A 13,849-nucleotide genomic window follows, 5' to 3' on the forward strand; every position below is an offset into this window, starting at 1 on the left:
GCCCTCCCTTAAAACCGGAAATCACGGATGCCATGTGCGATCTTTTCCAGATGATCCGCGCAGATCTCGCGCACGTTGTCACGGGGGATATTTTGCAGCTCGGCCTGAATAAGCGCTTCGCCGATCGCCCGCGTCGGTTCGGAAGCGTAATCCATCAAATATTCCTTTAGCGTCATCAAGGCGTTGGGGTGGCAGCAGTTTTGAATCTGCCCGCTCTTGCACAGACTCATAAAGCGGTCGCCGGTGCGGCCCTCGCGGTAGCAGGCCGTACAGAAGGAGGGGATGTAGCCCATCTCCATCAGCCAGCGCACAACCTCGTCCAGCGTGCGCTGGTCGGAAACGTCGAACTGTTCGGTGTCCGTCGGCCGTTCCTCCTGCTGATAGCCGCCCACCGAGGTGCGGGACGCGCCGCTCACCTGACTCACGCCAAGCCGTATGACTTTTTCGCGCACCTGCTGGCTCTCTCTGGTGGAAATGATCATACCGGTATAGGGCACGGCCAGACGGATGAGGGCGCATAGCTTGGCGAACGTTTCATCGCTGATGCTGTTGTCGAACGCGCCGGGGTCGATATCGTCCGCGTGCTTGATGCGCGGCACGCTGATGGTGTGCGGGCCAACGCCGTGCACGGCTTCCAAATGCTCCGCATGCATCAATAGGCCCGCGAACTCGTACTTATAAAGCTCCAGCCCAAACAGCACGCCCAGCCCCACGTCGTCGATGCCGCCCTGCATGGCGCGGTCCATCGCTTCGGTGTGGTAGCGGTAATCATGCTTGGGGCCGGTGGGGTGCAGGCTTTCGTAGCTGGCCTTGTGATAGGTCTCTTGGAACAGGATGTACGTGCCGATGCCCGCTTCCTTCAGCCTGCGGTAGTTCTCCACCGTGGTAGCCGCGATGTTGACGTTGACGCGGCGGATCGCGCCGTTTTTATGCTTGATGGAATAGATGGTGTCGATGCATTCCAATATGTAGTCCAGCGGATTGTTGACCGGGTCTTCACCCGCCTCGATCGCAAGGCGCTTGTGGCCCATGTCTTGCAGGGCGATCACTTCGCGGGCGACTTCCTCCTGCGTCAGCTTTTTGCGGGCGATATGCTTATTCTTTTGGTGATACGGGCAGTAGGTGCAGCCGTTGACGCAGTAATTGGATAAATACAGCGGCGCGAAAATAACGATGCGGTTGCCGTAAAATTTCTTTTTGAGCGCTTCGGCGAGCGCATAGATCCGCTGGATCCTTTCCCCGTCCTCGCAGGCCAGCAGCACGGAGGCTTCGCGGTGGGTCAGCCCCTTGCACTGTCCGGCTTTTTCAATAATGCTGTCCACAAGGGGAAGATCGGTCTTGTGCGCTTCGGCGTAGTCGAGCGTTGCGAGGATCTCGTCGTGGCTGATAAATTCCTCTGCTTGCAGAGATTTGGGATCGTACATCATTCGTTTCCTTTCTTGCGGGTCAGATCGGCTTCCCCGTCAGTAAAAATCGTTATGCTGGGTCCGGATGAGGCTGTCGCCCCGCGACACAGCGATCTCGCAGCCTACCGAAGCCATCCGTTTCGCAAGGCAGGCGACGCACTGCGCGGATTCCTCGCCCGTGAAGATCTTTTTGTCATAGAGCATGTATTTTTGCCGCACCGATAGGGGAGAGAGGTTGGGCATCACCACATTCGCTCCGGCGCGGATGCCGCGCTCCCGGCCGTCTCCGGCGGCGGTGCCAAGCGCGGTCGTGGCGGGCAGCAGCACCTCGGGCAGCAGCAATCGGATAAGGGAGAGCAGATACAACGTCAGCTCCGCCGTGCCGCCCGGCTGATCTCGAAAAGGCGTATCCGCGTGAGGCAGAAAAGGCCCAATGCCCACCATATGCGGCTGAAAGTCCTTTAAGAAGCGAAGCTCGCGGACAAGGTGCTCGTCCGTCTGACCGGGCGAGCCGACCATGAAGCCGCAGCCGGTCTGGTAGCCGATTCGCCGCAGCTGCCGCAGACAGTCCATCCGGCGCTCAAAATCCATTGCGGGCGGGTGCAGCCGGTCATAATGCGCTTTGGTCGCGGTCTCGTGGCGCAGCAAATAGCGGTCGGCCCCGGCCTGAAAAAGAGCGCGATAGCTTTGGACGCTGCGTTCGCCCACGGAAAGGGTGATGGCGCAATCCGGAAAACCCGCGCGTATGGCGCGCACGATATCGGTCAGGCGCTCATCCGTAAAATAGGGGTCTTCGCCGCCCTGCAGCACAAAGGTGCGAAAGCCGAGACGGTATCCCTCTTCACAGCAGGCGAGAATATCCGCGCGAGTCAGGCGGTAACGTTGCGCCTTGCCGTTGCTCCGACGGATGCCGCAGTAGTAGCAATCGTTTTTGCAGTGATTCGTAAATTCGATCAGGCCGCGGATATAAATACGGTTTCCGTATATTTTTTGCCGCAGCGCCTCCGCCCGCTGCGCAAGATAGCGCTGGATCTCCGCGTTTCGTCCGGCGATCAGCGCGTGAAGCGCTTTATCCGGCAGGTCATGTTCGGCGGCAAGCTGTTCGGCGAGCGTGTGCAGTTCGGTCATAGACATACCTCGCGGCGCCAATATATTCGGTTCATGCGCATTCCTCCCATGCTTCATAAAAGAAAAACAGCCGTACAAGCGAAAGGCCCGGTACGGCTGGGTATAGAAACGCCCAAACAATATGCCGTACCTTTTACCTCAAAGCGTGTTTTCAGTATCAGGAACTATTATCACTATATCACAGACCACGCCATAGCGCAAGACACATCACGCAGAAATCCGAAACTGGCATCAGAGCCGTTGCCTTACGCAACGGCTCTGATGCTCGTTTTACTTTTGCCGTACGGGGATCCAGATTTCGCTGTAATAGCTGTCGTCCTGTACCCCATTGGCATAGGCGGCGGGATCGCCGTACATTTCGATATGGTAGCCCGCCGCGATTTCGTAGTCACTACAGCCCGGCAACCATTCTGCAAAGATCTGCCGGTGCACCTCCGGCATGACATGGGTAGCCGCGCCTTTGCAAGCAAAGACAGCCCACGTGTGCGCGGGGATCGTCCGGGTTGAAAAGCCCTGCGCGATGTCGTGGGCCGGGTCGTAGTTGTCCGCGACCCAATATTCAAACCGATCGCCATCCATCTGTTCGTCAATGGACACGCCGTACACGCTGCGTACATGAATGTCTTTTCCGGACTCGTAAAACGCCGCCCACAGCTTCGGCGACTCCGCCGCCGCTTCCTCATACCGCAATACCTTGGATATGCCGATGATGGTGAACGCGGCCTTTGACACGATTTTATAATCCATCGTATCGCCTCCTTCCAGTGTAAGGTTGATTTTGAGCGGAGCAAAGGCTTTGATCATTGCTTCGCCCTTCCGCACGGAAGAAGGCGTGGCGCCGTGGAATCGGGTAAACGCTTTGGTAAAGCTATCCGGCGAATCGTAGCCGCATTGGAGCGCGATGTCGATGATTTTCTGGTCCGTGGAAACGAGCTTGCTGCCGGCAAGCGTGAGCCTTCGTTTTTTGATATACTCGCCTACCGTAAAACCGCAAAGCATGGCAAAGCCCTTTTGAAAATAGTAGGGGGAAACCAGCGCCTGCCGCGCGATGTCTTCCGTGGTGAGTTCCTCGGTGAGATGCTCTTCGATATAGCGGATTGCGTTGCTGATACATACGGTCCACTCCATGGATGCCGCCTCCTTTCCATATCTCTATCTTACGACCGGAAACGGAGCCGTTCCCGCTTTCTTATGCTTTATTCTGTCCGCAGCGACAAATGACGATCCAATACAAAAGGTGCGCTGCAAAACACTTTGCAGCGCACCCTTTGATGGTTTCGTAAAATACTTACTTCAGGCCGGCGGTGATGATGGCCATCTGGTAGACCTCGTTCGCGTCGCAGCCGCGGGAAAGGTCGTTGATAGGGGCGTTCAGGCCCTGCAGGATCGGGCCGTAGGCCTCGAAACCGCCCAGACGCTGCGCGATCTTGTAGCCGATGTTGCCCGCGTTGATATCGGGGAAGATAAAGGTGTTGGCCTGACCGGCAACGGGAGAACCCTTGCACTTAGTCTGCGCGACAACAGGGGAGAACGCTGCGTCGAACTGCAATTCGCCGTCAACGGCGAGTTCGGGAGCGGCGGCCTTGGTCTTTTCGGTGGCGCCCCGCATCATATCGACGGTCTCGCCCTTGCCGGAGCCCATGGTCGAGTAGGACAGCATCGCAACCTTGGGATCGATGCCGAAGGCAGCGGCGGTCTTCGCGGTCTCGATCGCGATCTCAACCAGATCATCCTCGCCGGGATTGATGTTGATCGCGCAGTCGCCCATTGCGTACTTCTCGTCGCCGCCGTCCTTCGCGTCGCGGCGCAGGATAAAGCAGGAGGATACGATCTTGTTGCCCGGCTTGGTCTTGATGATCTGCAGGGCGGGACGGACCGTGTCGGCCGTCGAATAGGTAGCGCCGCCGAGCAGCGCGTCGGCTTTACCCAGCTTTACCAGCATGGTGCCGAAGTAGTTGCCCTTAGAGAGCGCCTTGCGGCAGTCCTCTTCGCTCATTTTGCCCTTGCGAAGCTCCACCATCTTGGCGACCATGGCGTCCATCTCGGGGTAAGTAGCGGGATCGAGGATCTCGAGGCCGTCGATATCGAAGCCGCCGGCCTTGGCAGCGGCGTTCACTTCATCCACATTGCCGACGAGGATCGAAGTGAGCAGACCGTCCTTCTTCAGACGGGCGGCAGCTTCGAGGATACGGGGATCCGAACCCTCGGTAAAAACGACCTTGCGGGGATCGGCTTTCAGCGTGGCGATCAGGTTGTCGAACATAGACATAGTTTTCTCTCCTCCGTTTTTTCAGAAACCGCTGCGCAAAGCGGGCTTGGCAAAACGGCGTTAATGATCCGACGCTTTGCCGCATACCCTGTATGCAGTGGTTCCATAAGTGATCTGCCAACATTATACACCCTATCATGGGCAGTTCTCAATACGTAAAACAATGAAAAACCGAAATTCTTTTATAAAGGCTAAAATGCGCGTCCCCGGGCGATACTGGAAGTGGAAGGGAAGTGGTATTTGCATGAAAATTGTTCGCTATTTAAACGGTAAGCGCCTGCATGGCGTGATGCCGCCGCTTCTGCTGGACGCGGAAGGCGTCGGCGCGCTGCTTTCGGATACGCGCGCGCGGCAGGATTTGCCTTTGCCCGCCGCGGGCGCCTCTGCTATACTGAATGCGGAGGACGGCGGCTTTGGAAAGGAAGAAGCATGGACAAACTGACCGCGCTGTATCTGCGCGTTTCCACGGAAGCGCAGGCGGATGAGGGCTACTCGCTCTCGGCACAGGCGGAAAAGCTGGAAGCCTACTGCAAAATGAAGGGCCTTTTACGGTTTGAGCGCTTTGTGGACGGCGGTTTTTCGGGTTCCAACCTATCGCGTCCGGCAATGGAGGAGCTGACCCGGCGCATCCGCGCGGGCGAGATCGAGCGGGTCGTCGTATACAAGCTCGACCGGCTCAGCCGAAGCCAGAAGGACACGCTCTTTTTGATCGAGGATGTGTTTCTGCCGCATGGGGTGGATTTTGTATCCATCAATGAAAATATCGATACCGGCAGCCCGTACGGGCGGGCCATGATCGGTATTTTGTCCGCCTTTGCGCAGCTGGAACGTGAAAACATTTTCCTTCGCACGCGCATGGGCATGGTTGAACGCGTCAAGCAGGGCTATTGGCCGGGGGGCGGTAAAATTCCCTTTGGCTATGATTACGATCCCGCACGGGGTATTCTGGTACCGAATGCGGACGCGGACACTGTGCGCGAGATCTATGCACGCTATCTCGCGGGCCACTCGCAAAACCGGATCGCCAGAGATCTCGGGCTCAAGTACGAGCATCTGGTCACGCAGATCTTAAAGCGCGAGAGCAACACCGGTGTGATCTGCTACAAGGGCGAGACCTATCAGGGCAGGCACGAGCCGCTCATTGACCGCGAGACCTTTGCGCGCGCGCAGAGGCGGCTACGCAGAACCGATCGGCCGCGCGCGGCGGCGGGCAACAAGCTGCTGACCGGTCTGCTTGTCTGCGGCCACTGCGGAGCCAAAATGCGTTACCAGAAATGGGGAAACGCGGGGGACAAGCTGGTGTGCTATTCGCGCGATCGATCCAAGCCCCATTTGGTGCATGATGCGGACTGCCCGAACCGCGGCGTCATGGCTCGGGAGGTCGAGGCGGTCGTCGTGCGTGACCTGTGCCGGCTGGCCGCAAAGCCGAGACATAAAAGCGGCCGCCAAACCGATGGACCCGCGTGCCGCCGTGCGCTTGATCGGGCCAAGCATAAGCTGCGTCGCCTGTACGAATTGTATGCCGAGGGCGAGGACGAGGCGCTGCGCGAAGCGATCAACCGCGCCAAAACCGAACAGCAGCGCGCGGAAAGAATGCTCGCCGAAGCGGAAGCGCAAAAGGCGCAGCGGCAGGAAGTTAGTGACGCGCGGGACGCGCTGACGACCATTGGCGCTTGCTGGGACACGCTGCCCGATGAACGGCGGCAAACGCTGGTGCGCGCGCTGGTCGAAAAAATCGTCTTGCAAAATGACAAAATAGAGGTTTATTACGCCTTTGACGCCGCTGAACAGACCGGCGCGACAAGGGCGGGCTGAATCTGTTTCACCTGCGCACATTCATGCCGATGATCATTGGTGAAATACGCCGGTATTTACGCGACAACAGCGCGCTGCGCGTATCCCGCTCGCTGCGCGACACGGCATACAAGGCGCTGCAAGCGAAGGAAGCGTTTATTCGCGCAAATCAGCGCGAGCCGGATATCATGGAGCTGGCCAAGGCCATGGGGGTAAAGAAAGAAGAAGTCGTCTTTGCACTGGACGCTATCCTCGATCCGGTCTCGCTTTTCGAGCCGGTCTTTCACGACGGCACAGACACGGTATGCGTGATGGATCAGGTGGGTGATAATAAGAATACGGACGAGCAGTGGCTGGCCCGTATCGCGCTCAAGGAAGCGATCGACAGCTTGACGGAGCGCGAAAAGCGCATCATTCAGCTTCGCTTTTTCGAGGGCCGCACGCAGATGGAGGTCGCCGATGAGATACACATCTCGCAGGCGCAGGTAAGCCGTCTGGAAAAGGGTGCGATCGATCGCATCCGCAAGCAGATATAAAAGTAGTGCCTTGCAAACCGGCTGGTTTGCAAGGCACTTGTTGTCAGCGGATATCCGAGATCAAATTAATTGGCGAGGTGTTCAGCGTCACACGCGAGGAGGGGATGCCCTGCCGCAGCATGTAAGCGGAAAGGGACTGCACCGCACTGGCTGTGGAAGCGCTGTGACGAAGGCGCAGCACAACGGTCGCGTTTGTCGCGGCGAAGCGCTGGGCCGTTACGGCGTAGGTCATCGGTGCGGACTGGGTGGAATCGCCGGAGTCCATCGTCGAATCCCACAGGCGGTATCCGGCGGCGATGATCGCGTCGCGCTGGGCCGCGGTCAGTTTGTTGCAGCCGTCCGCGTTGGAAACGATGCGGGTGTTGACGCCGGTCAGAAAGGCCAGCTGTTTGTTGGCCGCCGTTAGGCGTTCCACCAGCTCGTCGGGCGCTACGGAAGGCTCGGCGTACAGCAGCAGCGCGGCGGTGTGTCCCTCGCCTACGATGCGGCGCACCGTGTCGCTCGACCAAGCGGCCGTGTCGGTGGAGAGGAAGAAGGTCGCAAGCCGGCCCGCGCCGTGCAGCGCATCCAATGTTTGCGGGGTGTACTGTGTCGTCGGCCCGAAAAAGGTGAGATAAACGCGGCCGGGCTTTTGCGTGGGCTTTTCCTCCACCGGGGGAATGGGCGGTTCGACCGGTTTGTCGGGCGGCTTTTGGGAATTGCCGCCGTTATTCGGCGTGTCGGGCGAGGTGGGCACGCCCTTGTAGGCGTTGATCGCGCGTTCGATATCGCCCGAGGCCGAGCTTGCAAATTCACTGTCGCTCTGCGAAGCGCCGTCCGTCACGCGCAGCACCGTTTCGCCATAGGCGGAAAAGGTGGAGTAGGTCAGTCCGAACTTGCCGCAGCAAAGTTTGACGGGCACGTAAACCGTACCGTTCATCGAATAGGCGGGGGAATCGTAGCTGTTCATATATTGATCGTATACATAGCCCTCATCCGGCGAAAAGGAGAGGGTCTCGCCACCGGAGGAGAGATTCAGCACCCCTTCTTCCGAGGAACTGGAAACGCCCAGCTGCGTGAATACGTCGTATGGCACGTACAGTTCGCCACCAAGGCGGGCGGGCATGGTGCCCTCGCTGACGGGAAGCAGGGTGTCGTTCACGGCGGTCAGCGTCAGCGCGCCGGCGGAGGGAGGCAATAAAGGAAGAACCAGCGCCGCGCAGAGGAGGACGCCAAGTATCCGGGTCAGCAACCGTTTCATAGCGGCGCTCCTTTCCAAAGAAAATAACCGATAACAGTATACCAAAAAATTCGCTCTTTGTCACGCGCCGTATGAAAAACGCCTTGCTTTATCCTGCAAAAGTGGTATAATAGCCGCAAGCGACTATTATACAGGCATTCAAATAATTATACCACCAGCGGCACCTACGGAGCAATAAACCCTTGCGTATATCAACCGCTGTGGTATAATAAAAACGAACAAAATAAAACGGAAAGAGTGAACCGCTATGCTGTCCATCAAGACCCAGCTGACCACCAGCAAGAAACAAAAGCCGGATGAATCGAACCTTGGATTCGGTATTTACTATACCGATCATATGCTCATCGTCGATCACGATGAGGACAAGGGCTGGCACGATGCACGCATCGTCCCCTATGCGCCGCTGCAGCTCGACCCCGCCGCCATGACGCTGCACTACGCCATGGAATCGTTTGAGGGTATGAAGGCCTACCGCACGCCGTCGGGCGAGATTCAGCTTTTCCGTCCCGATAAAAACGCGGAACGCATGATGAATACGAACCACCGTATGTGCCTGCCCAGCCTGCCGGTCGATGATTTCGTTCAGGCCGTCAAGGCGATTGTTGAAACAGAAAAGGATTGGGTGCCGCACGCGGAAGGCACCAGCCTGTACATCCGCCCCTTTGTCATTGCGACCGAGCCGCATCTGGGCGTGCGTCCGTCCAAAACGCACCAGTTTATTATCATCTGCTCGCCCGTCGGCGCTTATTACTCCACCGGCATCAACCCGGTCAAGATCTTTGTGGAGGACGAATACACCCGCGCCTGCCCCGGCGGCACCGGCTTTACCAAGTGCGGCGGCAACTATGCGGCCAGCTTGATCTCGCAGGTCAAGGCGCACGACCTTGGCTATGAGCAGACCCTGTGGCTCGACGGTGTGGAGCATAAGTATGTGGAGGAAGTCGGTTCGATGAACTGCTTCTTCAAAATCGACGGCACGGTCTACACCGCGCCCTGTGTCGGCACCGTGCTGCCCGGCGTTACCCGCATGAGTTGTATCGAGCTACTGAAGCACTGGGGCATCCCGGTCTCCGAGGAGCGCCTGCCCATCGCCATGGTGATGGAGGCTTCGCAAAACGGCAAGCTGGAAGAGGTGTTCGGCACCGGCACGGCGGCGGTTATCTCGCCGGTCGGCGAACTGCGCTACGAAGATCAGGTCGCCTACATCAACGGCGGCAAGATCGGCCCTGTCACCCAGAAGCTGTACGATACCCTGACCGGCGTGCAATGGGGCAACCTCCCCGACGAGCTTGGCTGGACGGTCAAGGTGGACTGAATATAATATCCAAACGAAAAACATCCCGCTCTGATGGAGCGGGATGTTTTTCGTTTGGGTCATGCCTCCGCAGGAGGATATTTAAACGAATGGGGGGAAACACGGTACAATACCGCGACAAGAGCGGCGGTGGCAAGCGTATCGTAGAACTTGATCACGAACACGCCGAATAGGCAGGAGAGCGCCTGCGGCAAGCCCCACGCGGCGGCGATGTCCATATAGTGGACCTCCCACGTGCTGGTGGAAACACCGCCGCTGAGCAGCAGCGTCAACACCGTCGACAGCAGGGTGGATACAATCAGCACGAGCGCGATCGCGGGCAAAACCCTGTTCCGTCGGATTTTGCCGCCGCTCGGCTCGCGGATCATCAGGCCAACAATCAGCGCGACCGCCGCCGAGATGCAGTAGTAAAACAGCGAAGAGGTGCCGGTAAGAAAAATGGCGAGGAAAAAGTTGTTCGCCAGACCGACGATCAGCCCGGCAGTCGGCTCCAACAGCAAGGCGGCGAGCGCGGTGCCGGTCACATCCAGCCACACCGGCAGGTGCAGGTTGCCCGAAACCTCGCTGAGCACCATGTTCAGCACGACGCACAGCACCATGACGACCGCATAGCGCGTTTTATTATTCCACTTCGTCATCCTGTTTTGCCTCCCTCTGCTTGTTTTCGCTTTCCAGCTGCGACATAAAGCCGGCCGTTACAACGCCGGCGGGCAGCGCGATGATCGCCACGCCGAACAGGGAGGAGATCATGCTGATGAGCTGGCCGACATGCGTAACCGGATAAATATCGCCATAGCCCACCGTGGTGAGCGCGGTGGTAGCCCAGTAAAGCGCGTGAAAGAAGTTTTCAAACGTATCCGGCTCGTAGCAGAACATGGCGAGCGCGGAAATAAAGATATACGCCAGCGCAATGACGAGCACGCTGCCGAGCGTCTTTTTTTCGCGCTTAAAAACGTTGGCGATATAGATAAAGTTTTTAGAGTATTGCAGCGCACGGTAAAGGCGCAGCATGCGCAGGATGCGGAACTGCGGCCCGAGCACCGCGAGCGAGGGAAGAATGGCGGCCAGCTCGATGATGGCAAGGGGCGTGACCGGATAAAGGACGAACGACCACGGCGAAGCCTTGCCGCGCCGAAAATCGTGCGTTACCCAGCGGAAGATGTAATCCGCGAACAGGATATAAACGGTAACCAGATCGATCCGGTCGAGGAACGGATTCGTGCCCTTGAATAAAAGCGGAATAATACTGATAAGCGCAACGACCGTGATGAAGATATCGTATGCGTGACTGAGCCGGTCGCCCTGATCCGCGTGCTCGACGATTTCATAAATGCGTTTACGCATGATGGCGTTGGCGCCTCCCTTAAATCATATAGGCGCAAATCGGCAGCAGCAGATGGCCGACCAGCGTGAAGAACAGGATCGTCGTAAAGATGATGCGGCCGAAGTACTGGGCAAATTCCCGATCCTCGAATTTATTGCGGATGCGGTTGATGTTGATGACCGCAAGCGCGACAATGATGATGGTATACACGCCCCACATGTTGATGAATTCCAACAAGCCCATTTCAAGCGCGTCCGGCAGCAGGTTGGCGCCGACCATGATATTGGATACCGTGCCGAACAGAGCGGCCGGGATCATACCCAGCGGATCGACATAGTGGAAGGTGCAGATGAACAGCGTGATGAGCACCCAAAGCGTTGTGCCGAACAGCGCGATGATGCACTTGATATACAGGCCGATGCTGGAACGGTTCAGTTCCAACGCGGTGACATGCTCGGCTGTGATGATCGGATCGGCCAGCTCGGGATCGCCGTGGGTCGAATCGTACTCGTTATAGAAAACGCCCGTGTCGTACCGGCGGATATCGAAGCCCGCGATAGACATATTGCCGTTCAGGCCGCTGTTTTCTTTATCCGCGACAAAAATCACATCCTGCGCGGGATAGTTGCTTTCCAAATAGCAGCGTAGCTGGTGGGATTCCAATGGGAAACGGCAGGTCCAGTAGTTTTTTGTGAGCGTTACATCCATGCGGACAAGCTGGTAATGCTCGTTTCCCTCGTGGTATTCTTTAAGCATTTCGGTCTTGTTGATCGTGCCCTTATACACATGGAAATTGCTTGCCATGTCGAGCGCCTGATCGCCCTGCCACTTAAACCATACCTGCATGACGAGCCGGTAGGAGGAGTTTTTGATCGATACCTCTTTCAGGTTTTCGATATAGGTGCCGACGGATACCTGCACCGCGTCCGCGCCGCGTGATTCCACCTTGTCCAGCACGGCTTCGTTCGTGGTTAGCGCGTCTGTCCAATACTTGTCCTCGCCCGCGCGGTCGCGGTACAGCCGAACCGAGCAAATAGATAGGTAAACCACCGAAACGACAACAACGAAAATAAAGCAGAACAACAGACGGCTTTTCTGCCATTTTTTCATGTCCTTAAAACGATAGCCCATGTTTAGATTTCCCCTTTTTTCTCTTTCGTAATATCTTCTATTTTACTAAATTGTGAACACAATGTAAATAACACCTACGTGATGCAAATAGCCAGTTGTGTGAAAAAAGGAGAAAATAGGAACTTTTTGCGAAAAATTAATGAGAAATCAGCGAAAGCTGCTCCTCCGCCAAATTGTCGATCAGCAGCCCTGCTTTTTGCGCCATACGGACGGTTTGGGCCGTGCCGCCGGGCAGACCGTCATAGTAGCAGATCAGCCGGGCGGAGGCTTCCACCATGAAGCGGTTGCGCGCGGCGTAGCAGCCCGCATGGTACGCGCGGGAAAGCGTGTACACTTCATCGGCGTAGACGAGCGCTTGGTTATAGGCTTTTTTCCAAAAGGGCGCAAAAGCGCGGGCCTGATCGTCGAACGGGATAGCGCAGCAAAGGCGAAGCGGCAAGGCTTTTTTCGCTTCCAAAACGGCCATTGCCGCCCATAGGTCAAATCCAGTGCTCATGCCGGTAAAAAAGCGCGTGCATCCGCGCTGGTGCGCCCGCGCGACCGCGTCCGCCAGCTTTTTTTTCAGCGCCTCCGCTTCGGGGGCATCCGCGCCGAAAGGCATTTTTTCGATTCGATAGCCGGAAAAGCAACAGGTGATCGGCCGAAGGTCTTGCATAGCGCACCTCACGAAAACGAACATTCGTTCTATTTTGTTTTAGTATACGCCAAATGGTGGGAAAACGCAAGTTGTAAATCGCGCGAAAAACTGGTACAATAACGGTAACACACGCAGGGGGAAAGGAGGCGCGGCTGGTTGAACGGACAAAATCGTTTGGTATATCTGATCAAGCGCATGGTTTACCGCTATTTTGGGGACGGCATTCCGCAGGCTGCGGCTGAGCTTTCTTATTTTTTGCTCTTTTCACTGGCCCCGCTCCTCATGTTCATCAACTCGCTGCTCGCCCAGCTCCACCTGTCGATGGACGGCATTCAGCCGATCTTGCAGATGCTGCCGCAAAGCCTGAACAGCCTAATCGAATCCTATTTGGAACAGCTCCGGCAGCAGCCCGCGGTCAGCCCGATGATCATCGGTATCGTGCTCACGCTGTATTTTCTCTCGCGCGCCGTGCGTTCGATGATGCGCACGGTGAACGATATTTACCACATCGAAGTCAAGCGCGGCATGGTCATGGATGTTCTTATTTCCTTTGGGATCACGGCGGGCTTTTTGATTTCGGTGGTCGTCAGCTTTGTTTTGGTCGTTGCGGGGCGCACGCTGCTGCGTCTGCTGCCTGTTTACCTGCCCATTCCCGAAGCCGTGCTCGGCCTGACGCATGACGCGAGCTTCTGGGTGATGATCGCTTTCATTTTCGGCTTTTTACTGCTGTTTAACCGCGTGGTGCCAAACCTGTATTTAAAATTCCGCGAGGTCTGGCCCGGCGCGCTGTTCTCGTTGCTGGCTTGGCTGTTGGTTTCCTGGGCGTTTTCATTCTACGTGGATAATATGGCGCGCTACTCGGTGCTGTACGGCTCGCTTGGCGCGATTATCGTGCTGATGCTTTGGCTCTATCTGGTCAGCATGATCCTGCTGATGGGCCCGCAGCTCAACCACACGCTGGTCGTCATGCGGCTATATCGCATTGAAACCGGAAGACAGAAGCAATAAATTTGAATACTTTTCCACGGGCAGCACTGTGGCGGCATGGGTCTGCGCATCAGCGCGCCGG

At 57.0% G+C, this 13,849-nt stretch carries 13 protein-coding genes and 1 pseudogene; 5 read left to right on the forward strand and 9 right to left on the reverse strand.

Annotation, left to right across the window (positions count from 1 at the left end; genetic code table 11):
- Positions 1–8: 8 nt before the first annotated feature.
- From hydG to pta, 4 genes are all read right to left on the reverse strand, one after another.
- Positions 9–1,424, reverse strand: coding sequence for a [FeFe] hydrogenase H-cluster radical SAM maturase HydG (gene hydG, locus RWV98_RS08825; protein ID WP_317865735.1), 1,416 nt, complete (start codon positions 1,422–1,424; stop codon positions 9–11).
- A 39-nt stretch (positions 1,425–1,463) separates the two neighbouring features.
- Entirely contained in the window at positions 1,464–2,534 is a 1,071-nt protein-coding gene (hydE, locus tag RWV98_RS08830; protein WP_317865324.1) for a [FeFe] hydrogenase H-cluster radical SAM maturase HydE, read from the reverse strand.
- Positions 2,535–2,804: 270 nt separating this feature from the next.
- Positions 2,805–3,662 carry an AraC family transcriptional regulator gene (locus tag RWV98_RS08835; RefSeq protein ID WP_317865326.1) on the reverse strand — a complete coding sequence of 286 codons (858 nt, stop codon included), beginning with the start codon at positions 3,660–3,662 and terminating at the stop codon, positions 2,805–2,807.
- Positions 3,663–3,822: 160 nt separating this feature from the next.
- A complete protein-coding gene (gene pta / locus RWV98_RS08840) occupies positions 3,823–4,797 on the reverse strand; it encodes a phosphate acetyltransferase (protein WP_280963411.1) in 975 nt (324 codons plus the stop codon).
- Between the two features lie 250 nt (positions 4,798–5,047).
- Here pta and RWV98_RS08845 point away from each other — a divergent pair, with 250 nt between their 5' ends.
- The 3 genes and pseudogenes from RWV98_RS08845 to RWV98_RS08855 form a co-directional block, all read left to right on the forward strand.
- Positions 5,048–5,245 (forward strand): hypothetical protein, encoded by a 198-nt coding sequence (locus RWV98_RS08845; RefSeq protein ID WP_280963409.1) that lies wholly within the window; start codon positions 5,048–5,050, stop codon positions 5,243–5,245.
- Positions 5,233–6,618, forward strand: coding sequence for a recombinase family protein (locus tag RWV98_RS08850; RefSeq protein WP_317865328.1), 1,386 nt, complete (start codon positions 5,233–5,235; stop codon positions 6,616–6,618). Before RWV98_RS08845 ends, RWV98_RS08850 begins: the two co-directional genes overlap by 13 nt.
- Positions 6,619–6,641: 23 nt before the next feature.
- Positions 6,642–7,133, forward strand: a pseudogene (locus RWV98_RS08855) (sigma-70 family RNA polymerase sigma factor); the annotation flags it as partial.
- 43 nt (positions 7,134–7,176) lie between these two features.
- On the opposite strand, the gene RWV98_RS08860 reads toward RWV98_RS08855, so the two are convergent.
- Complete coding sequence (locus RWV98_RS08860; protein WP_317865330.1) at positions 7,177–8,373, reverse strand: polysaccharide deacetylase family protein; 1,197 nt, start codon at positions 8,371–8,373, stop codon at positions 7,177–7,179.
- A gap of 247 nt (positions 8,374–8,620) precedes the next feature.
- Here RWV98_RS08860 and RWV98_RS08865 point away from each other — a divergent pair, with 247 nt between their 5' ends.
- The gene (locus tag RWV98_RS08865; RefSeq protein ID WP_280960357.1) at positions 8,621–9,688 is read left to right on the forward strand and encodes a branched-chain amino acid aminotransferase; all 1,068 of its coding nucleotides are present in this window, start codon (positions 8,621–8,623) and stop codon (positions 9,686–9,688) included.
- A gap of 59 nt (positions 9,689–9,747) precedes the next feature.
- Here RWV98_RS08865 and RWV98_RS08870 read toward each other — a convergent pair whose 3' ends face one another.
- The 4 genes from RWV98_RS08870 to RWV98_RS08885 form a co-directional block, all read right to left on the reverse strand.
- Positions 9,748–10,326 (reverse strand): hypothetical protein, encoded by a 579-nt coding sequence (locus RWV98_RS08870; RefSeq protein ID WP_317865332.1) that lies wholly within the window; start codon positions 10,324–10,326, stop codon positions 9,748–9,750.
- Positions 10,310–11,032, reverse strand: a complete 723-nt coding sequence (locus tag RWV98_RS08875; RefSeq protein ID WP_317865334.1) for an ion transporter — start codon at positions 11,030–11,032, stop codon at positions 10,310–10,312. Before RWV98_RS08875 ends, RWV98_RS08870 begins: the two co-directional genes overlap by 17 nt.
- 19 nt (positions 11,033–11,051) lie before the next feature.
- Entirely contained in the window at positions 11,052–12,143 is a 1,092-nt protein-coding gene (locus RWV98_RS08880) for a hypothetical protein (RefSeq protein WP_317865336.1), read from the reverse strand.
- 136 nt (positions 12,144–12,279) lie between these two features.
- The gene (locus tag RWV98_RS08885; RefSeq protein ID WP_280960363.1) at positions 12,280–12,798 is read right to left on the reverse strand and encodes a DUF1273 domain-containing protein; all 519 of its coding nucleotides are present in this window, start codon (positions 12,796–12,798) and stop codon (positions 12,280–12,282) included.
- Positions 12,799–12,936: 138 nt separating this feature from the next.
- On the opposite strand from RWV98_RS08885, the gene RWV98_RS08890 reads away from it, so the two are divergent.
- Positions 12,937–13,788 carry a YihY/virulence factor BrkB family protein gene (locus RWV98_RS08890; RefSeq protein WP_280960364.1) on the forward strand — a complete coding sequence of 284 codons (852 nt, stop codon included), beginning with the start codon at positions 12,937–12,939 and terminating at the stop codon, positions 13,786–13,788.
- Positions 13,789–13,849: the final 61 nt, after the last annotated feature.

The sequence above is a fragment of the Agathobaculum sp. NTUH-O15-33 genome, assembly GCF_033193315.1.
Taxonomy (GTDB): Bacteria; Bacillota; Clostridia; order Oscillospirales; family Butyricicoccaceae; genus Agathobaculum; species Agathobaculum faecihominis_A.